Raw genomic sequence first — 19,259 nt, 5'->3', positions numbered from 1 at the left:
CATTGCAATTTTATAAAGTTGCAATGCATTTTTTTATGCCAATTCGGAAATTTTAATATTCAGTTTTAAAGTTTTTGCTGATTTTTATTACCGTTTTTTTTTATTTAATGTCATTCACAGATAAAATCTTTTACTTGTCGATATTCTTCGGAAATTACTGTCTTTTCTAAAAAAAATACCGTAATTTTAGTGTAACCGATGATTTACAGATTTATGAAAAACTTAGTAATAATATTTCTGCTGACTTCAACTACACTATTTAGTCAAAATAGCGACCATACATGTCAGATCTTAAATAAAATCAATGCACTTATTCAAAAAGAGCATATTCGGCCAAAACCGGTTGATGATAGCCTGTCTGTTTTTGTTTTTGATAATCTGATCAACGAACTGGATCCATCGCGAAACATTTTTTTTAAAAGTGAATACGATGAAATGTCAAAAAAATACCGTTCAAATCTAGACGATTTAATTTTGAACAACGACTGCAGTTTTCTAAATGATATTACTTCAAAATATCGAGCAGGCCTTTTGAGAACAAAAGCTGTTTTAGAAAAAATTCAGAACGCAAATATTGATTATTCTATTAAAGACACCATCCGATTTTATAAAAAAGCTTTTCCTTTTTATCTGAAAAAAGAAGATTTAGAAAAGGTTTGGCAAAAAAAACTGCGCTATCAGATTTTAGACGAAATCGCTGAAACCAGTGAAAATCTGGATTCGATAAAAGCAAACTTCAAATCAATTGAAGCCGCTTCTAAACAAATGATTTTATCGAATGAAATTTGCAGAATAAGCACTCTCTTAGAAAACAACAACAAGCAGGAGGAAAATCTATATAATTATTTCTGTACTTATTTTGATCCACATACTGCTTATTTCAGTGACGATTCTAAGACGAGCTTTGTTGCATCTTTGTCTAAAGAACACCTTTCGCTTGGAATGAGCGTAAATTTGAATGAAAAAAATGAAATAATTATCGCTGAAGTCGACCCAAATGGCCCTGCATACCAAACAGGACTGATTAAAAAGGGTGATCAAATTATTTCTATTTCAAATCAAAAGGAGACTTTAAAGGTCTCCTGTGCTTCATTGGAATTGATTTCAAACATGATTTTATCAGAATCCAATAAAAGTATTACGCTTACGCTGAAAAGAAACTCTGGAAAAAGCTTTGATGTTTACATTGAAAAACAAGTGATGAAAGATGAAGACAATTCGGTTTACAGTTTTATTATTGGAAAAGATAGTAAAATTGGTTACATCAAAATTCCGAGTTTTTATGCTGATTTAGACGAAAACAATCGAAAAGGTTGCGCCGATGATGTGGCACGCGAAGTAATGAAACTCGAAAGAGATGAAATAAAAGGCCTCGTAATTGATTTGATTGATAATGGCGGTGGTTCTATGGAAGAAGCTATCAAACTTGCAGGAATGTTTATTGATTATGGCCCGATTTCGATAGTGATTGATAATAAGAAAGAGAAATCTATAATAAATGATCCTTATCGCGGACTGATTTACAAAGGCCCAATTGTGGTTTTGGTAAACAGTAATACAGCATCGGCAAGTGAATTTTTTGCTTCTATTTTACAAGATTACAACCGTGCGCTTTTGATTGGCAGCAATACACTCGGAAAAGCAACTATGCAGACCATTCTTCCGCTTGACGAGGAAAAAAATACTGATTTTTTAAAAATCACAATCAATAAATTTTATCGCATTACGGGAAAAAGTCATCAATATATCGGCGTTAAGCCAGATGTTATTTTACCTGAATTTTATGAAGATGTTTATCAAAAAGAAAGTGATTTCCCCACTGCAATCAAAAACGATAGTATTCAATCTTTTTTGAAATACAGACTTTATGCAAAAAGAACTTTGATCGACAAACTGGCTAAAAACTCTACAACAAGGATGGCAGACAACTACTATTTTAACGACATTAAAAAAATAAATCTAAAGATTGACCAAATTGTAAATACGCCAAAAGCAGAACTTCCAATGACTTTGGACGCAGTTTTCAAACAAAAAAAACTTGTTAATTCGCTTTGGAAAGAAATCAATACTTTTAATGACGAAAATAATCCGCTAGATGTTTACAACTCAACTGTAAATCAATTTTTGCTCGGGGTTTACCCAAATGATAAAACAGCAAACCAATATCAGCTTGAAAATTTAAAAACAAATCCTTATTTGAATGAAGCTGTAAATGTCATCAATGAATTTAATGGTTCAAAATAGGAATTTTGTTTTATTTGGTTCAGGTTTCAGGTTTGAAGTTTAACCGCAAAGCACGCTAAGGTTTACGCAAAGTTCGCTAAGGTTTTACACAAAGCTTTGCGAACTTTGCGTTTATAAACACAACCTTAGATAAAAAACTTAGCATGCTTTGCGGTTAAATCAACGTAAGCCATTCAACTTGAAACTTGAAGCTTAAAACAATACAAAAAAAGAATAATTTTGTTTTTGGAAAAATAAGGAATAACCGTATTTTTGCATCACAAAACTAAAAATTAGAAATGGGAAGAGCGTTCGAATTTAGAAAAGGAAGAAAAATGAAACGTTGGTCAGCAATGGCCAAAACATTTACCAGAATTGGTAAAGATATCGTTATGGCTGTTAAAGAAGGCGGACCAAACCCAGACGCCAATTCTAGATTAAGAGCTGTAATACAAAATGCGAAAGCGGCCAACATGCCTAAAGACAATGTGGAGCGCGCGATCAAAAATGCAAGCAATAAAGATACTGCCAACTATAAAGAGATTTTGTTTGAAGGATATGCGCCTCACGGAATCGCAATCTTGATTGAAACTGCTTCTGACAACAACAACAGAACTGTTGCAAACATCCGCAGTTATTTCAACAAATGCAACGGAACTATGGGAACTCAAGGTTCTGTTGAATTTATGTTTGACCATACTTGTAACTTTAGAATTGCCAATAATGGCCTAGATGCTGAAGAATTAGAATTAGAATTAATCGATTTTGGTGCTGAGGAAGTTTTTGAAGACGAAGACGGAATCTTAATCTATGCTCCTTTTGGAAGTTTTGGTGCTTTGCAAAAAGAATTAGAAAACAGAGGTCTTGAAATCCTTTCTTCTGGTTTTGAGCGTATTCCGCAAATTACAAAAGAATTAACTGAAGCTCAAATCGCTGACGTTGAAAAATTGATCGAAAAAATCGAAGAAGATGATGACGTTATGAACGTTTATCATACGATGAAAGAAGAATAATATTTTAAGCATATACTCACTGAAAGCCTTGAATTTTTCAAGGCTTTTTTGTTTGTAATGATTTTAAACTAAAGCCTGATATTTGAGAAATCATTTTTCCTATTATATTTGCAAAACCTCAAACAAAAATTAAAATAAAATATGCAAACATCAAAATACACTAGAATCGCTGTAGTTGTACTGGTACTCCTTTTTTTAGCATTAAGCGTAATTAGCTGTAGTGCTCATGTCCATACAACAGGACCAGCGCCAACTGCTAAAAAAGTACCGCCAGGACAAGCTAAAAAAATGTCAGGAAGCAAAAGTGCAAAAGCTTACGCTCCAGGACAACAAAATAAAAATTAAAAAAAAGCCTTCTGAAAAACATCAGAAGGCTTTTTTGATTTATTCTATATTCAAAGTCAGTGAATTTTACAATCACATTTATTTTTTTGCTGGTTTTTTTGTTACTTTCAACAAATAAGTTCCTTCCGGCAAATCATCAATATTAGAAGCATTGCTACCCGTTATTTTTCTTCCTTGAGAAAAAACTTCGATTACCTTTTCTGTATTTCCTTCTGTTGTACTTGGCGTTACAACTGAATTTTTTGGAGGATTTTGAGTTTTTACAGGCGCAGATACATTTTTTTTCTCATTTGAAACCATTTCAGTTTTTGCACTTCCAGCTGGTTTTGAACTGTTGTATGATTCTAAAACTTGCTCATCTGTCATTGCGACATTATAAATTTTCAGATCGTCTATATCGGCATTGAGGGTCGTCGTTGTATTGATTTGTCCTAATCTCAAAATATAACCTTTAGTAGCTCGTACAATTCCGCTTGCTGATTTTAATAATTCACCGTTACGGTAAATTTTAGAATTATTGCCATCATAAGTAATATTATATTGATACCAAACTTCTTTTTGAAGTGGCACGGCAGCAATAACATTGTTAGCATCACCCCAGCCTACCAAACTTACATCTGAATTTCCTGAAACGACAGGTTGCTGCAATAAACCAAAAAATTGAGAATTTGATGGCGTTCCATAACCAAAAACATAATTTGCAGCATTGAGTGTATTAAATTTTATCCAAAAAGATATTGATCGAGGTTTATTATCCTGAGGAAGTTCCCCAACCATACCTTGCAACACTTTGTTTGTAATGCGTTGCGCCGCTTTTGCTGTCCCCATTCTGTCCGCAACAAAATTAGGAGTACCTAATAACGAAATTGTATTATCAGCGCTATTCAGAGTTCCATTGAAAGTAAATTCCTGAATAGGATTTTGGGCATTAGACGTTAAAAAAGTTACCAACATTACCGTAAGTACTAATTTTTTCATGGTTTCGATTTTTGGAGATTTTGGGGTTATATCTTTTATTAAAACAATTTTAATAATTTATTATGAAGAGAACCTTTTTTAAATAAAAACGATTCCTAATGTTCATTAAATAATTTTATTTATTTGTTAAAATTATAAATTTAATTCAAAGTCACAAAACATTTGTCGATAACGAGTACGATATTCTTATTAAAATTCAGAAAAACAAATGCAAAAAGAAGTTTTTCTTATAATTTGTAAAAACATCTTTACAAAAATCATCTTTACAATAAAAAAAAACCTTCTGAAATTCAAAAGGCTTTTTCTACTATCCAAAATAAATTGCTCACTAAACAATCTGATAAAAAATAAAAAAACTAAAAACTAACTATTAACCAAATTTTTAAATCTTATTTTGATGTCAATTTGTTCGCTGAACTATTTGTAATTTTCAACAAATAGGTTCCCTCTGGCAAATCTTTTATGTTCATTGAATTGTTTTCAAGAACCTTTTGCCCCTGCGAATAAACCTCAACATTTTTTTGTCCTCCACCACTTACATCACTGTTAACAACAATTGCACTTGATTGCGTAGTCTTAGCTGCAACTTTGGTTTTCCCTGTGACAGTTTTTCCAGGAACTGTTTTAGGCGCTACTTGTTCAACAGCAACAGCAATTATAGGTTTTGTTTCTTCATAAAGTGCAGCAACTTGCTCATCTGTCATGGCCACACTATATATTTTTAGATCGTCAATATCAGCATTGATACCCACAGTTGTATTTATTTCGCCTAATCTAAAAATATTGCCTTTTGTAGCGCGTGTTAAGCCACTTAAAGATTTTAACAGTACACCGTCACGATAAATTTTTGAAACTGTTCCGTCATAAGTTATCGTATATTGATACCAAGTTCCTTTAGCTAATGGAACAGAAACAATTATGTCGTTGCTTGCGCCCCATCCAGCCAGACTTAAATCTGAATTTGATGAAACTGTAGCCTGCTGAAGCAAACCATAATATTGTCCTTGATAGGCAGTGCCATAACCCAAAATATAATTTGCCTTAGAAACATCATTTAGTTTTACCCAAATACTTATTGTTCTAGCCGAGTTGTTTTGAGGAAGATCATCTATTACAGCTTCTAAAGATTTATTATTAAGGCGCTGTGCTCCATTAATATTTCCCTTTCGATCCGGAACAAAATTGTTTGCCCCCATGAAAGTGATGGTATTTTGAGTATTATTTAAAGTATTGTTGAAGTTAAATTCTTGAATAGGATTCTGCGCACTAGCATTCAAATAACTTACAAACATCAAAGAGAGTAGTAATTTTTTCATAGCGATAGATTTAGGAGATTAAACAACTTTGTGTCATTTTAACACTGCTAAACTATATTTTTATGCTTTCTAGCAAAAATTTTTTCGACAACGAACCTAAAAACTCGTTAAAATAACCAAAATTGATGATTTTTAACAGTTAATTGCATTTATTTATACTATCAGCAATACTATTAAATTTTTAAATTTACTTCAATCAAAATAAATATTTCTTACGTATAAATACGGTATTTACAAAAATACATTAAACATTCAAATTCGATATATTTTATAGAATAAGATGTTTTTCAACTTTTTAAAGATTTTTTTTTCGATTAGATTCAAAAAAAAACTCCATCACAAAGGATGGAGCTTTCTATGTATCTAAAAAATGTTTTATTTAACAAATTCAACTTTTTGAACTTCTTCTTCATTAATACTATCGAAGAATCCTTGTTCATTCATCCAGTCATCACTAAATACTTTACTCATGTAACGAGAACCGTGATCTGGGAAAATAGCAATGATATTGCTGTCTTTTGTAAACTCTCCTTCTTCAGCATATTGTTTGATTGCTTGCATTACTGCTCCAGATGTATATCCAACGAACAAACCTTCTTTACGAGTAATTTCTCTTGCAGAGTGTGCACTTTCTTCATCGGTTACTTTCATGAATTTATCAATAATATCAAAATCAGTAGCTGATGGAATCAAATTTTTTCCTAAACCTTCTATACGATACGGATAAATTTCTTTATTATCAAATTCTCTTGTTTCGTGATATTTCTTTAACACTGATCCAAAAGCGTCAACACCAAGAATTCTAATATTAGGATTTTGCTCTTTTAAGAATTTTGCAGTTCCTGAGATTGTTCCTCCCGTTCCGCTGCATGCAATTAAGTGTGTTATTTTTCCTTTTGTCTGTTCCCAGATTTCAGGGCCTGTAGTGTTGTAGTGCGCATCAATATTTAATTGATTGAAATATTGGTTGATATAAACAGAACCTTTTGTTTCTTCATGTAAACGCTTGGCTACATTATAATAAGACCTTTCGTCATCTGCTGAAACGTGCGCTGGGCAAACATAAACTTTTGCTCCTAAGCTTCTCAACATGTCAATCTTATCTTTTGATGATTTTGAGCTTACTGCTAAAATACAGTTATATCCTTTAATAATGCTGACCATTGCCAAACTAAATCCCGTGTTTCCTGATGTAGTTTCAATAATCGTATCACCTGGTGACAAAATTCCTTTTCTCTCAGCTTCTTCAATAATATATAATGCGATTCTATCTTTTGAGGAATGACCTGGATTAAAAGCTTCTACCTTTGCGTAGAAATTTCCTTCTAACTCTTCGGTGATTTTATTTAGCTTAATAAGCGGGGTGTTACCTATTAATTCTAAAACATTATTATAAGCGTTTATTTCTTCTTTCATAAAAAAATAGTTAATCGAGATGGTATTTAAAAATAACCTCGATAGGTTGCAAATTTAACAAAAAATTTTTAATTAGCTTTTAATTTTCTCTAAATCTAATAAAAAACTAAATTCTTTTGCCAGGTCCTTCAAAGCCTCAAAACGTCCTGAAGCACCGCCATGTCCAGCATCCATGTTGGTATCTAAAAACAAAAGATTTCCATTTGTCTTCATATTTCTCAATTTGGCTACCCACTTGGCAGGCTCCCAATATTGTACCTGCGAATCATGCAATCCTGTAGATACATACATATTTGGATAATCTTGCGCTTTTACATTATCATACGGTGAGTACGATAACATATAATCATAATATTTTTTGTTGTTTGGGTTTCCCCATTCGTCATATTCTCCTGTTGTTAACGGAATTGTATCATCTAACATTGTTGTTATGACATCCACAAAAGGAACTTGAGCAATTACTCCGTTGTATAATTCAGGAGCTTCATTTATGATAACTCCCATTAAAAGTCCTCCTGCTGATCCTCCTTCTGCATACAAATGTTTAGAAGAAGTATATTTCTCGTTTATTACAAATTTAGAGCAATCGATGAAATCTGTAAAGGTATTTTTCTTTTTTAACAGTTTTCCGTCTTCATACCATTGCCTTCCCAAGTCTTCTCCTCCACGTATATGAGCGATCGCATAAACAAATCCGCGGTCTAAGAGCGAAAGTCGTGTCGATGAGAAGTAAGTATCCATCGTAATTCCATACGAACCATAAGAATACAATAAAAGCGGATTTTTGCCATTTTTCTCCAATCCTTTTTTATAAATCATCGAAATCGGTACTTTTACACCGTCTCTTGCCGTTGCCCAAACTCGCTCTTCAACGTAGTTTTCTTTGTCAAATTTACCTCCTAAAACCTGTTGTTCTTTTAAGATTTCTTTGGTTTTAGTTTTCATATTAAAATCAATTACAGACGATGGCGTTGCAAGTGATTGATAACTGTAACGCAAAATATCGGTATCAAAATCAATATTTGTTGTCGTAAAAGCATTGTAAGTTTCGCTTCCAAATGGCAAATAATAATCTTGCTCACCATTCCATGGCATAATTCGGATATGATTTAGGCCGTTTGAACGCTCTTCTACGACTAAATAGTTTTTAAAGATTTCAATATCTTCCAATAAAACGTCTTCTCTATGCGGAATAACATCTACCCAATTTCTTTTTCCTGTTTTATTCTCAGGCGTTTTCATCAGTTTGAAATTGGTCGCTTTATCCTTATTAGTTAAAACATAAAACGAATCTTCGTAATGCGAAATACTATATTCTAATCCGCGAACTCGTGTCTGGAACACTTCAAATTCGCCGTCTGGATTATCTGAATTCAGAATTCTATATTCTGTCGTTAAAGTACTTCCAGAACTAATTACAATATATTTTTTAGATTTTTCTTTGTGCACAGAAACATTAAACGTATCGTCTACTTCATTATAAACCAAAACATCAGCTGCAGAATCTGTGTTTAATTTATGTCTGAAAATTTTATCGGCTCTTAAAGTAACTTCATCTTGTCTGGTATAAAACAAAGTATTGTTGTCATTTGCCCAGACAGAACTTCCTGTTGCATTTTCGATTTTATCTGAAAGAATTTCTCCTGTTTCTAAGTTTTTAACTTGAACTGTATAAATTCTTCTTCCAACAATATCGATTCCAAAACTTGCAAACTTATTATCTGGACTGATGCTTAAACCTCCTAATTTAAAATAAGCGTGCCCTTTTGCCATTTCATTGCAATTGAACAAAATTTCTTCATTTGCTGAAAGGCTTCCCTTTTTTCTGGCAAAAATTGGATAATCTTGGCCAGTTTCAAAACGTGTGATGTAGAAATATCCGTTATAAAAATAAGGAACAGATGAATCGTCTTCTTTGATTCTGCTTTTCATCTCCTCATACAATGATTCTTGCAAACCTTTAGTATGAGAAGTCATATTTTGGTAATATTCGTTTTCTTTGTTCAGATAATCAATTACTTCTGGATTTTCACGGTCATTCAGCCAAAAATAATTGTCAATTCTAATCTCTTTATGTTTTTTAAGTTTCTTTGGAATCTCTGTGGCTTTTGGAGCCATTATATTGTTTTGCATTGATTGAGCATTTATTTTTAAATACGAAGTGGCAAAAGTAGTACAATCAAAAGAGAACGAAAATTAATTTTTTCATAAAATATTCTATTGATTTACCATAGCAATATACTAATTTTGTCTGAAATAATTTAAAAAAGCAAGAAAAATGGATTTAATGGGAATGATGGGCAAACTTAAAGAAACCCAACAAAAAATTGAAGATACAAAGAAACGCTTAGATACTGTTTTAATTGACGAACAAAGCGCTGATGGATTATTGAAAATCACAATTACAGCAAGCAGAAAAATAAAATCAATCTCTGTTGATGATTCACTTTTAGAAGACAAAGAGCAATTAGAAGATTACTTAATTGTAACATTAAATAAAGCAATCGAAAAAGCTACAAACATCAACGAAAGAGAGCTTGATGCTGTGGCAAAAATGGATATGCCGATGATTCCTGGAATGGATAATCTTTTTAAGTAAGGGACAAAGGTTCAAAGGGACAAAGGTTTAAAGTTTTTCTTATTGGAGCCTAAAAAAAGACGCACAATTGTGCGTCTTTTTTTTAAACCTTTGTCCCTTTGAACCTTTGTTTCTATGCAACTTAGAACCTTAGTGACTTAAATCTTCGAGAAGATTTCCATCACATAAGTATGCATTACTTCTTTGTAATCTAAATGCGTAACGATTCGGAGTTTATTATGTCCTAATGAGCTTATAAGTATGTTTTTTTGTTTTAACTTTTCAATCAAAAGCGTATCGCTGTAGCCTTCTGCCAAAGAAAAAATTAGAATATTTGTTTCTACTGGCTCTACAGAAGCAATCCAAGATTTTGTACTCAAGATTGCACCAATTTCTTTTGCTCTGCGATGATCTTCAGCCAATCTTTCGATATTATTTGCTAAAGCATACAACCCTGCTGCTGCTAAATAACCAACTTGGCGCATTCCGCCCCCAAGTATCTTTCTGATTCTCAACGCTCTGTGGATATCAGCTTTACTTCCAAGGAGTACAGAACCAATTGGCGCCCCTAATCCTTTTGATAAACAAACCGATATCGTATCGAAAATTGCCCCAAACTCTTTCGGGTTTTGTCTTTTAGCAACTAATGCATTCCAAATTCTTGCTCCGTCTAAATGGAATTTTAAATTATGGGCATCACATACTTTTTTTATCTCTCTCAAATCTTCCAATTCATAACACGCTCCGCCTCCTTTATTGGTGGTATTTTCCACACAAACCAAACTTGTCAACGGACTATGATAAAATTCTGGGTCGTTGATTGCTGCGGCAACTTGCGAAGCGTTGATCATACCACGATTGCCATCCAGCAAACAACACGAAACGCCGCTGTTGAATGAAACTCCTCCTCCTTCATAATGAAAAACATGCGCATATTTATCTGCAATCAACTGCTCACCTGGTTGTGTATGCAGTTTGATAGCAGTTTGATTTGCCATAGTTCCAGACGGAAAAAAAAGTCCAGCTTCCATACCAAAAAACTCGGCTACTCTTGTCTCTAATTCGATAACCGTAGGATCCTGTTTGTACACATCATCACCAACTTGCGCATTAAACATGTACTGCAGCATTTCATATGTTGGTTTTGTAATGGTATCGCTAACTAAATTTATTTCCATATAAAACTGATATCTTTTTTTGGACAGCAAAATTACGTATTACTGTTATTTAATAATCGTAAGTTTTAATAAATTTTAACTTTCGATTACTATGTAACCAAATTAACGTTTTATTTATAAAAAACATATAAATCTAACATTAATAATTTAATCATCTTCCAATTCTCTTCTTTCAAACAAAAATCAACATCCTTTTATCACTTACAAAAAAACACAAAACAACTAAACACCAATCACTTATACAGGCATAATTGTATTCTAAATTATTTCTGGTATTCTGAAAACTAAATCTTATTTTTGTATAAAGAAATCGCGTTAAAAATCTAAAGTGATTTCAACAAAAAACATTTAAAACAAGTTATTAATTTATGACAACAGCCGAACAAGTAAAAGGTATTGTGGAGCGCCTTGGTGCGTTGAGGAGGTATCTTTGACGTTGATGCCAAGCTAATCGAAATTGCAAACGAAGAAGAAAAAACTTTTGCGCCAGATTTTTGGAACAATCCAAAAGAAGCCGAAAACATTGTAAAAAATCTTCGAAACAAGAAAAAATGGATTGAAGATTATGACAAAGCCGTATCACTAACAGAGGAATTACAGCTAGCTTATGATTTTTACAAAGAAGGCGAACTTTCTGTAGATGAATTGGATGAACAATACAATGGTGCGCAATCACATATTGAAAACATCGAATTCAAAAACATGCTTTCTGACGAAGGTGACAGCCTAAGCGCCGTAGTTCAAATCACTGCCGGAGCCGGCGGAACCGAAAGTTGCGACTGGGCAGGAATGCTGATGCGTATGTACATGATGTGGGGCGAAAGTTATGGTTACAAAATAAAGGAACTTAACTTTCAAGAAGGTGACGTAGCCGGAATAAAAACGGTTACTCTAGAATTTGAAGGAGATTATTCTTTCGGATATCTAAAAGGAGAAAATGGAGTACACCGTTTGGTCCGTATTTCACCTTTTGACAGTAATGCAAAACGTCATACTTCGTTCGTATCAGTTTACGTTTATCCCCTTGTTGATGACAGTATCGAAATTGATATTAATCCTGCCGATATTGAAATTACAACTTCTCGTTCAAGTGGTGCTGGTGGACAGAACGTAAATAAGGTTGAAACAAAAGTTCAATTGGTACACAAACCAACCGGAATTCAAATTCAATGCTCTGAAACACGTTCACAACAAGACAACAGGCAACGTGCGATGCAAATGCTTCGTTCTCAATTGTATGAAATCGAATTAAAAAAACAACAAGCACAACGTGCAGATATTGAGGCCGGAAAAATGAAAATTGAATGGGGTTCGCAAATTCGTAATTACGTAATGCAACCTTATAAATTAGTAAAAGATGTTCGTACAGGTTATGAAACCAGCGACGTTGACGGCGTAATGAACGGAAATATTGACCCATTCCTTAAAGCATATTTAATGATGATGGGCCAAAAAGAGGAAGAGTAAATAGTCTCAGTATTCAGTGATCCGTTTTTTGTGTTCAATCATAGTTTACGGTCGCAGTAAACTTGAAACCTGAAACTTTAAAACAAAAAAAGTTATGATAAAATGGGCCGATGTAATTCATTTTACAAATAAAGGAAATCCAGCTCCAGATAAAAGAGTGGAAAAAACGGAAGAAGAATGGAAACAAATTTTGACTCCGGAAGAGTTTCAAGTTACTCGATTGAAAGGAACTGAAAGATCTTTTAGCTCTGAACTATGCAGTTTATTTGATCCAGGAATTTATGAATGCAAGTGTTGTGCAACAGTTCTTTTTGATGCAAGTGAAAAATTTGAATCAGGAACAGGATGGCCTTCATTTACACAACCAATCAAAGAAAATGCAATTGCATATCACGCTGATAGATCATACGGGATGGTTCGCGTTGAGGTTGTATGCAATGCCTGTGATTCTCATTTAGGTCATGTTTTCCCTGACGGACCTCCTCCTAGTGGCCTGCGTTATTGTATTAACGCTGTTTCACTTTCTAAAATCAAAGATTAAAACAAAAAAACGATTCCTTTAAAAAGTGAATCGTTTTTTTTTTGTTTGAAAATTAAGTAGTTAAGACAAAATGTAAGTTAACGCCTATCAATAAAAAAAATCTTTTTTATTTTCTCAAAAAAGGCTAAGCATCTACTATTAAATGTAATAAAACTCATGCATAGCCAAATTCTAATATTAAAAAACTATCAAAATTTTAATATCTAAAATGTTAATTTTGTAATATTTAAATTGTTATTTTAAATATCTTTCAATAAACCTTAAAAAAATATTAGGTAATTAAAATGTAAATTATTTTATTTGGCAAAAATTAACCCTAAATTCTATAATTACAGTAAATGAGATCCTATTCAATACAAGAAATTAATGAAGTTATTAATGGCGTGATATATGGCTCAACTTCTCAAAGCATAACTGCAACTGAGCAACTTGAAAAGGCAACAACTTCGCAAATTTCATTTATTGGAAACAAAAAATACGAAAAATATTGGTCTGCATCAAACGCTTCCATTGCGGTTGTAAATGAAGACATTTCGATAGAACCAGGAGAAAATCGCGCATTCATTAAAGTAAAAAATGCTGATTTAGCTATGTCGCAAATCCTTAGCCTTTTTGCTCCTCCTACTCCTGTATTCCATAACAATATTCATAAAACAGCAACTATTGATGAAACGGCAATAATTGCAGAAGATGCTAAAATTGGGGCTGGCTGTTATGTTGGACCAAAAGTAGAAATTGGGGCTAATGTGACATTATATCCAAATGTGACAATTTTGGACGAATGCACTATTGGAAAAAACACAATAATTTGGTCTGGCGCTGTGGTTCGTGAACGCTGCCATATTGGGAACGACTGTATTATTCATCCAAATGCTACTATTGGTGCTGATGGTTTTGGATTTCGCCCTTGTAAAGAAAATGGACTTGTAAAAATTCCCCAAATTGGAAATGTAATTATTGGAAATGGCGTCGAAATTGGTGCAAACACCTGTGTTGACCGTGGAAAATTTAGCTCTACCATTCTAGGTGATGGTTGCAAAATTGATAATTTAGTTCAAATAGGGCACAACAGTAAATTAGGAAAATTCTGCATTATGGCCGGAAACAGCGGTTTAGCAGGATCTGTAACTTTAGGAAATGGCGTTATTATTGGCGGAAGTGCTTCAATAAAAGATCATACAAATATTGGTGATGGTGCTGTAATTGGTGCCGGATCTGGAGTTACTGGCGATGTTCCTGCAGGAAAAACAATGCTGGGTTATCCAGCAGTTGAAGCTAGAGATGCTTTAAAACAATGGGCAATTCTCAAACAAATGGTTTGTGGTTCCAAAAAATAAGTGCATTTTAAATATTTTAGAAAAACAGAAGTATGTGCTTCTGTTTTTTTTTGCCTTGATGTGACTAAAATCAGACAATCTCAAAACTTTCCATTTATTTCAATTGATTTTGTAAATTAGCCAAGACTATTTTGTAAAATCAATATTATACCATGGATTTAAACTTCAATAAAAACGAAGATCACAATAAATTACTACTTTCAGAATTAAAACAAAAATTTGCCAAAGTAAAATTAGGCGGAGGCGAAAAACGAATTGCCAAACTTCATTCAGAAGGAAAAATGACTGCTCGTGAACGCATCGCATATTTATTGGATGAAAATTCAGAAAATATTGAAATTGGAGGTTTTGCCGGCGAAGGAATGTATAAAGATCATGGAGGTTGCCCTTCTGGTGGTGTTGTCGTAAAAATTGGCTACATAAAAGGAAAACAATGCATTGTTGTTGCTAATGATGCCACAGTAAAAGCTGGAGCTTGGTTTCCTATTACTGGAAAGAAAAACCTTCGCGCACAAGAAATCGCCATCGAAAATAGACTTCCAATTATTTATCTTGTTGACAGTGCTGGCGTTTATCTGCCAATGCAAGATGAAATTTTTCCAGATAAAGAACATTTCGGACGCATCTTTAGAAATAATGCCCAAATGAGCAGCATGGGAATTACCCAAATCGCTGCCGTTATGGGAAGTTGTGTTGCAGGCGGTGCCTACTTGCCTATTATGAGCGACGAAGCTTTAATTGTCGATAAAACCGGAAGTATTTTTCTTGCGGGAAGTTATTTAGTAAAAGCCGCCATTGGCGAAACTATTGACAACGAAACCTTAGGAGGCGCTACAACGCATTGCGAAATATCTGGAGTTACTGATTATAAAGCTAAGGATGATAAAGATGCTCTAGATAAAATCAAAAATATCGTTGATAAAATTGGTGATTTCGACAAAGCTGGCTATAGCCGAATCAAAGCCGAAAAACCTGCCTTAAACCCAACTGATATTTACGGAATCCTGCCAAAGGCCCGTACAGAACAATACGATATGATGGAAATCATCAAACGTTTGGTTGATAATTCGGAATTCGAATCTTATAAGGAAGGTTACGGCCAATCATTGATTACAGGTTATGCGAGAATTGATGGCTGGGCTGTTGGGATTGTTGCCAATCAGCGAAAAGTGGTAAAGACCAAAAAAGGCGAAATGCAGTTTGGCGGTGTAATTTATTCTGACAGCGCTGACAAAGCGACTCGTTTTATCGCAAATTGCAACCAAAAGAAAATTCCGCTTGTGTTTTTACAAGATGTAACCGGCTTTATGGTGGGTTCAAAATCTGAACATGGCGGTATTATAAAAGATGGCGCAAAAATGGTGAATGCAGTCAGCAATTCTGTTGTTCCAAAATTCACAGTAATTGTCGGAAATTCATATGGTGCGGGAAATTATGCCATGTGCGGAAAAGCTTATGATCCAAGATTAATATTTGCTTGGCCAAGTGCTGAACTTGCCGTAATGGGTGGAACGCAAGCCGCTAAAGTTTTGGCACAAATTGAAGCTTCTTCCCTTAAAGCAAAAGGAGAAATTGTAGATGAAGCTAAAGAAGCAGAACTTTTCAATAAAATAAAAGCAAAATATGACGAGCAGGTTTCTCCTTACTATGCAGCGTCGCGATTATGGACAGATGCGATAATTGATCCGCTTGACACACGCAAATGGATTTCAATGGGAATTGAAGCTGCGAACCACGCTCCTATTCAAAAACCATTCAATTTAGGCGTAATTCAGGTTTAACATATTCCGAAATTCTCAAAACAAAACAAATAAACCCCAGAAAACTCATTTTCAACGACTTATTTTTAAATATGTGATTAAAATTTTGTAATTTTAATAAACAATTTTTAATCACATTATGTCATGGAAAATGTAAAAAGCTTGAATAAATGGGCGAATTCGCACACTTATTTGCCAATAGATTTAGTACGTATTGTATTGGGTGTTTTTTTATTTATGAAGGGAGTTTCATTTGTAACCAACGTTCAATATCTGCATGATTTAATTTCTCCAATCGATCAATTTGGAGGCGGAATGTTCTTACTGCATTATATCGCACCTGCGCATATGATTGGTGGAATAATGATCGTTTTTGGTCTGCTCACCCGTTGGGCAATCGCCGCACAGCTTCCTATTCTTTTTGGAGCCGTTTTAATTAACTTCATGGGAAGAATGCATTCTGAAAGCTTAATTCTTGCAATAGCAGTATTGGTGCTTTGCATTTTCTTTCTATTTTATGGCGGGGGAAAGCATTCCGCCGACTATTATTTTAAAATGCAACAATAATATATTTTATCCTCAGCTTATCTATTTAAGCTGAGGATAAAACAAAAAAGCATTTTTAAGAAGTAATTAGCACTTCAAAATTTCTTTTATTGTGTTTTATGAACTAAATTCGCCCCCATGAATTGGATTCGTAAAACTGTTTTATTTATATCACTTTTGATTATTGGCTTCTTTGCTGCTCAAGCAAGCGATGTTCCTATGCAAAAAATCGAGAGCCAAAAAACAGATACCAATTTCTCTAAAGACATTCCTGATTCTTCTGCATTTATTCAGCCACAAGCGAGTTATCAATTTGCTGCAAGCATTAAAACTGAATATCCAGTTGTAGCAAAATGGTTTGATTCTTTACTATCAATCGTACCTCAACATGAAACAGTTAAGTCTGTTTTTAATTTTACCCGTCAATTTTCGACTCAGAGCAAAAAAATAACACTCATGCTCTATGCCTTCCATTTTTTTTGGTAAATAAATCTGTGAAATTTTAACGCGAAAGGTATTTTCTTTCACACCCCTAAACAGTTTTCTGGATAGAAAACTATTTACAATTTCATAGTATTCATCAAAATAAAATCAAAAATGGAAACAAGTGTAACCATAATTGGTATTGTGATCGCGATTATTGTCGCGATTCCAATCTATTTTTCAGCACGATCGAGTGCTGCAAACAAAGCTAAAATCTTAAACATCAAGAAGAAATTTGACTCTGTAAATCCAGAAAATTTCAGCTTGACTGAATCGCAAAGCAACAAAACCCTTACTATAGATCAAAACAACAAAAGATTCATTGTGATGAATTTTAATCCAAATCAGCAGGAATCGACTTATGTCGATTTAAAAAATATTTCTTCCTGCAAATTGGTTTTGACCACAGATGGAAATTCAGATACCATCTTGAAAATTGATTTCGAATTTCAAGAAAAAGACAACGCAAAAAAAATCAATATACCTTTCTATGATTTTGACGATGACCGAATCAAACAGATTAGCGCTTATCAAGATCATGTCTTTGCAAAAAAATGGCTTAAAATCATCCAAGATTCTATTTCACGTTAGTTATTTAATTCAGAGAAGAGGCTCAAGTTTTGAGCCTCTTTTTTATGTTGCAATATGATATTTATCATTTTAATTTTTAAACGGTCGCTGTAATTTTGATTATCTCTAAATGTTTTATTTATGAAAATATCATTGACTCAAAAATATAACGTCCCAGGTCCAAGATATACAAGTTATCCAACTGTTCCGTACTGGAATGAAGAAAATTTCAATTTAGAAAAATGGACAACTTCTTTTCAAAAATCATTTTCAGAAAGCAATGCACAAAACGGAATCAGCTTATACATTCATTTGCCTTTTTGCGAAAGCATGTGTACTTTTTGCGGTTGCAATAAACGAATTACAAAAAATCATTCTGTAGAAGAAAAATATATAGATGCTGTTTTAAAAGAATGGAAATTATATTGTGAACTTGTTCCTGAAAAGCCTTTTATAAAAGAAATTCATTTAGGAGGAGGAACACCAACTTTTTTTTCGGCCAACAATTTAGAAAATCTTATAAACGGCATTTTTAAATTAGCTGATAAAGCACCAAACTATGAATTTAGCTTTGAAGGACATCCAAATAATACTACTTATGAACAGCTTAAAACATTATACAATTTAGGCTTTCGCCGAGTTAGTTTCGGCGTTCAGGATTATGCAGAAAAAGTACAAAAAGCCATTCATCGTATCCAACCTTTTCACAATGTTGCAAAAGTAACTTTCTGGGCTAAAGAACTCGGATATACTTCTATCAGTCATGATATAATTTTCGGACTTCCTTTTCAAACTTTGGAAGATGTTGTTGATACAATTGAAAAAACAAATTCATTAAAACCAGATCGTTTAGCTTTTTACAGTTATGCGCATGTGCCTTGGATAAAAGGAAACGGACAAAGAGGTTTCAATGAAGAAAATTTGCCGAAAGATGCCGAGAAAAGAATGCTCTATGAAACTGGAAAGACTTTGCTTTCTGCAAATGGATACCATGAAGTTGGGATGGATCACTTTGCATTGCCCTCAGACAGTTTATTTCATGCTGCACACAGCAAAAAAATGCACCGAAACTTCATGGGATATAGCGCTTCAAAAACACAGCTTATGATTGGTTTAGGTGTTTCATCTATCAGTGACAGCTGGTACAGTTTTGCACAAAACACTAAAAATCTTGAAGATTACTACCAAATCTTGGAATCAAATCAGCTTCCTGTTATAAAAGGACATATTCTAAATGCAGAAGATTTAATTATTAGAAAACACATCTTAAATTTAACTTGTGACCTTGAAACTTGCTGGAGCAGCGAATCTTTGTATTTTACTGAATTACCCGAAGTTTTATTGGCTTTAAAAGAAATCGAAAATGACAAGTTGATTGTAATTGAAGAAAACAGAATTAAAATTACAGAAGCTGGAAGGCCATTTGTCCGTAACATCTGCATGGCTTTTGATTTGCATTTAAAAAGAAAATCACCAGAAACAAATTTGTTTTCGATGACAGTTTAATG

Annotated in this window: 17 protein-coding genes; 12 read left to right on the top strand and 5 right to left on the bottom strand. The window is 33.5% G+C overall.

Translation table 11 applies throughout. The features are described from left to right. The first annotated feature begins 213 nt into the window (after positions 1-213). The 3 genes from EYY60_RS15595 to EYY60_RS15585 all read left to right on the top strand — a co-directional run bounded on the left by EYY60_RS15595 (position 214) and on the right by EYY60_RS15585 (position 3,581). On the top strand, positions 214-2,244 hold the full coding sequence (locus EYY60_RS15595) for a S41 family peptidase (protein WP_132990243.1): 2,031 nt from the start codon (positions 214-216) through the stop codon (positions 2,242-2,244). A gap of 278 nt (positions 2,245-2,522) precedes the next feature. Then, positions 2,523-3,236, top strand: a complete 714-nt coding sequence (locus EYY60_RS15590; RefSeq protein WP_026729302.1) for a YebC/PmpR family DNA-binding transcriptional regulator — start codon at positions 2,523-2,525, stop codon at positions 3,234-3,236. A 141-nt stretch (positions 3,237-3,377) separates the two neighbouring features. Continuing rightward, positions 3,378-3,581, top strand: coding sequence for a hypothetical protein (locus EYY60_RS15585; RefSeq protein WP_132990242.1), 204 nt, complete (start codon positions 3,378-3,380; stop codon positions 3,579-3,581). 78 nt (positions 3,582-3,659) lie between these two features. Here the strand turns inward: EYY60_RS15585 and EYY60_RS15580 are convergent, their stop codons facing one another. The 4 genes from EYY60_RS15580 to EYY60_RS15565 form a co-directional block, all read right to left on the bottom strand. Continuing rightward, positions 3,660-4,559, bottom strand: a complete 900-nt coding sequence (locus EYY60_RS15580) for a LamG domain-containing protein (RefSeq protein ID WP_162847896.1) — start codon at positions 4,557-4,559, stop codon at positions 3,660-3,662. 389 nt (positions 4,560-4,948) lie between these two features. Next, the gene (locus EYY60_RS15575; protein ID WP_132990241.1) at positions 4,949-5,875 is read right to left on the bottom strand and encodes a LamG domain-containing protein; all 927 of its coding nucleotides are present in this window, start codon (positions 5,873-5,875) and stop codon (positions 4,949-4,951) included. Positions 5,876-6,250: 375 nt separating this feature from the next. Next, positions 6,251-7,291: a PLP-dependent cysteine synthase family protein gene (locus tag EYY60_RS15570; RefSeq protein ID WP_132990240.1), complete on the bottom strand. Its 1,041-nt coding sequence runs from the start codon at positions 7,289-7,291 to the stop codon at positions 6,251-6,253. Positions 7,292-7,363: 72 nt separating this feature from the next. Beyond that, positions 7,364-9,424: a S9 family peptidase gene (locus EYY60_RS15565; RefSeq protein WP_132990239.1), complete on the bottom strand. Its 2,061-nt coding sequence runs from the start codon at positions 9,422-9,424 to the stop codon at positions 7,364-7,366. A gap of 145 nt (positions 9,425-9,569) precedes the next feature. On the opposite strand from EYY60_RS15565, the gene EYY60_RS15560 reads away from it, so the two are divergent. Then, the gene (locus EYY60_RS15560) at positions 9,570-9,890 is read left to right on the top strand and encodes a YbaB/EbfC family nucleoid-associated protein (RefSeq protein ID WP_132990238.1); all 321 of its coding nucleotides are present in this window, start codon (positions 9,570-9,572) and stop codon (positions 9,888-9,890) included. A 137-nt stretch (positions 9,891-10,027) separates the two neighbouring features. On the opposite strand, the gene EYY60_RS15555 is transcribed toward EYY60_RS15560, so the two are convergent. Then, positions 10,028-11,047, bottom strand: coding sequence for a threonine aldolase family protein (locus tag EYY60_RS15555; RefSeq protein ID WP_132990237.1), 1,020 nt, complete (start codon positions 11,045-11,047; stop codon positions 10,028-10,030). A 368-nt stretch (positions 11,048-11,415) separates the two neighbouring features. On the opposite strand from EYY60_RS15555, the gene prfB reads away from it, so the two are divergent. From prfB to hemN, 8 genes are all read left to right on the top strand, one after another. Continuing rightward, a protein-coding gene (gene prfB, locus EYY60_RS15550; protein WP_132990236.1) for a peptide chain release factor 2 occupies positions 11,416-12,514 on the top strand; the annotation gives its coding sequence in 2 pieces (ribosomal slippage) (positions 11,416-11,478 and positions 11,480-12,514; 1,098 coding nt in all). A 94-nt stretch (positions 12,515-12,608) separates the two neighbouring features. After that, positions 12,609-13,055: a peptide-methionine (R)-S-oxide reductase MsrB gene (gene msrB, locus EYY60_RS15545; protein WP_132990235.1), complete on the top strand. Its 447-nt coding sequence runs from the start codon at positions 12,609-12,611 to the stop codon at positions 13,053-13,055. A gap of 338 nt (positions 13,056-13,393) precedes the next feature. Then, positions 13,394-14,392, top strand: a complete 999-nt coding sequence (gene lpxD / locus EYY60_RS15540) for a UDP-3-O-(3-hydroxymyristoyl)glucosamine N-acyltransferase (protein ID WP_132990234.1) — start codon at positions 13,394-13,396, stop codon at positions 14,390-14,392. A 152-nt stretch (positions 14,393-14,544) separates the two neighbouring features. After that, positions 14,545-16,173: an acyl-CoA carboxylase subunit beta gene (locus EYY60_RS15535; RefSeq protein WP_132990233.1), complete on the top strand. Its 1,629-nt coding sequence runs from the start codon at positions 14,545-14,547 to the stop codon at positions 16,171-16,173. Positions 16,174-16,296: 123 nt separating this feature from the next. Continuing rightward, positions 16,297-16,719, top strand: coding sequence for a DoxX family protein (locus tag EYY60_RS15530; RefSeq protein WP_132990232.1), 423 nt, complete (start codon positions 16,297-16,299; stop codon positions 16,717-16,719). Positions 16,720-16,836: 117 nt separating this feature from the next. After that, the gene (locus EYY60_RS15525) at positions 16,837-17,184 is read left to right on the top strand and encodes a hypothetical protein (RefSeq protein ID WP_132990231.1); all 348 of its coding nucleotides are present in this window, start codon (positions 16,837-16,839) and stop codon (positions 17,182-17,184) included. A 111-nt stretch (positions 17,185-17,295) separates the two neighbouring features. After that, positions 17,296-17,772 carry a hypothetical protein gene (locus tag EYY60_RS15520; protein WP_132990230.1) on the top strand — a complete coding sequence of 159 codons (477 nt, stop codon included), beginning with the start codon at positions 17,296-17,298 and terminating at the stop codon, positions 17,770-17,772. Positions 17,773-17,892: 120 nt separating this feature from the next. Continuing rightward, positions 17,893-19,257 carry an oxygen-independent coproporphyrinogen III oxidase gene (hemN, locus tag EYY60_RS15515; protein WP_132990229.1) on the top strand — a complete coding sequence of 455 codons (1,365 nt, stop codon included), beginning with the start codon at positions 17,893-17,895 and terminating at the stop codon, positions 19,255-19,257. The last annotated feature ends 2 nt before the right edge of the window (positions 19,258-19,259 follow it).

Origin of the sequence: Flavobacterium zhairuonense (genome assembly GCF_004352915.1) — a bacterium.
In the GTDB taxonomy this organism is placed as follows: Bacteria; Bacteroidota; Bacteroidia; order Flavobacteriales; family Flavobacteriaceae; genus Flavobacterium; species Flavobacterium zhairuonense.
The sequence above is the reverse complement of the archived record's forward strand: the minus strand, read 5'-3'. Positions and strand labels throughout refer to the sequence as shown.

What these genes read in the sequence shown, in the direction of transcription:
- EYY60_RS15595 (WP_132990243.1), top strand. Translation starts at nt 214, where the DNA reads ATGAAAAACTTAGTAATAATATTTCTGCTGACTTCAACTACACTATTT.
- EYY60_RS15590 (WP_026729302.1), top strand. Translation starts at nt 2,523, where the DNA reads ATGGGAAGAGCGTTCGAATTTAGAAAAGGAAGAAAAATGAAACGTTGG.
- EYY60_RS15585 (WP_132990242.1), top strand. Translation starts at nt 3,378, where the DNA reads ATGCAAACATCAAAATACACTAGAATCGCTGTAGTTGTACTGGTACTC.
- EYY60_RS15580 (WP_162847896.1), bottom strand. Translation starts at nt 4,559, where the DNA reads ATGAAAAAATTAGTACTTACGGTAATGTTGGTAACTTTTTTAACGTCT.
- EYY60_RS15575 (WP_132990241.1), bottom strand. Translation starts at nt 5,875, where the DNA reads ATGAAAAAATTACTACTCTCTTTGATGTTTGTAAGTTATTTGAATGCT.
- EYY60_RS15570 (WP_132990240.1), bottom strand. Translation starts at nt 7,291, where the DNA reads ATGAAAGAAGAAATAAACGCTTATAATAATGTTTTAGAATTAATAGGT.
- EYY60_RS15565 (WP_132990239.1), bottom strand. Translation starts at nt 9,424, where the DNA reads ATGCAAAACAATATAATGGCTCCAAAAGCCACAGAGATTCCAAAGAAA.
- EYY60_RS15560 (WP_132990238.1), top strand. Translation starts at nt 9,570, where the DNA reads ATGGATTTAATGGGAATGATGGGCAAACTTAAAGAAACCCAACAAAAA.
- EYY60_RS15555 (WP_132990237.1), bottom strand. Translation starts at nt 11,047, where the DNA reads ATGGAAATAAATTTAGTTAGCGATACCATTACAAAACCAACATATGAA.
- msrB (WP_132990235.1), top strand. Translation starts at nt 12,609, where the DNA reads ATGATAAAATGGGCCGATGTAATTCATTTTACAAATAAAGGAAATCCA.
- lpxD (WP_132990234.1), top strand. Translation starts at nt 13,394, where the DNA reads ATGAGATCCTATTCAATACAAGAAATTAATGAAGTTATTAATGGCGTG.
- EYY60_RS15535 (WP_132990233.1), top strand. Translation starts at nt 14,545, where the DNA reads ATGGATTTAAACTTCAATAAAAACGAAGATCACAATAAATTACTACTT.
- EYY60_RS15530 (WP_132990232.1), top strand. Translation starts at nt 16,297, where the DNA reads ATGGAAAATGTAAAAAGCTTGAATAAATGGGCGAATTCGCACACTTAT.
- EYY60_RS15525 (WP_132990231.1), top strand. Translation starts at nt 16,837, where the DNA reads ATGAATTGGATTCGTAAAACTGTTTTATTTATATCACTTTTGATTATT.
- EYY60_RS15520 (WP_132990230.1), top strand. Translation starts at nt 17,296, where the DNA reads ATGGAAACAAGTGTAACCATAATTGGTATTGTGATCGCGATTATTGTC.
- hemN (WP_132990229.1), top strand. Translation starts at nt 17,893, where the DNA reads ATGAAAATATCATTGACTCAAAAATATAACGTCCCAGGTCCAAGATAT.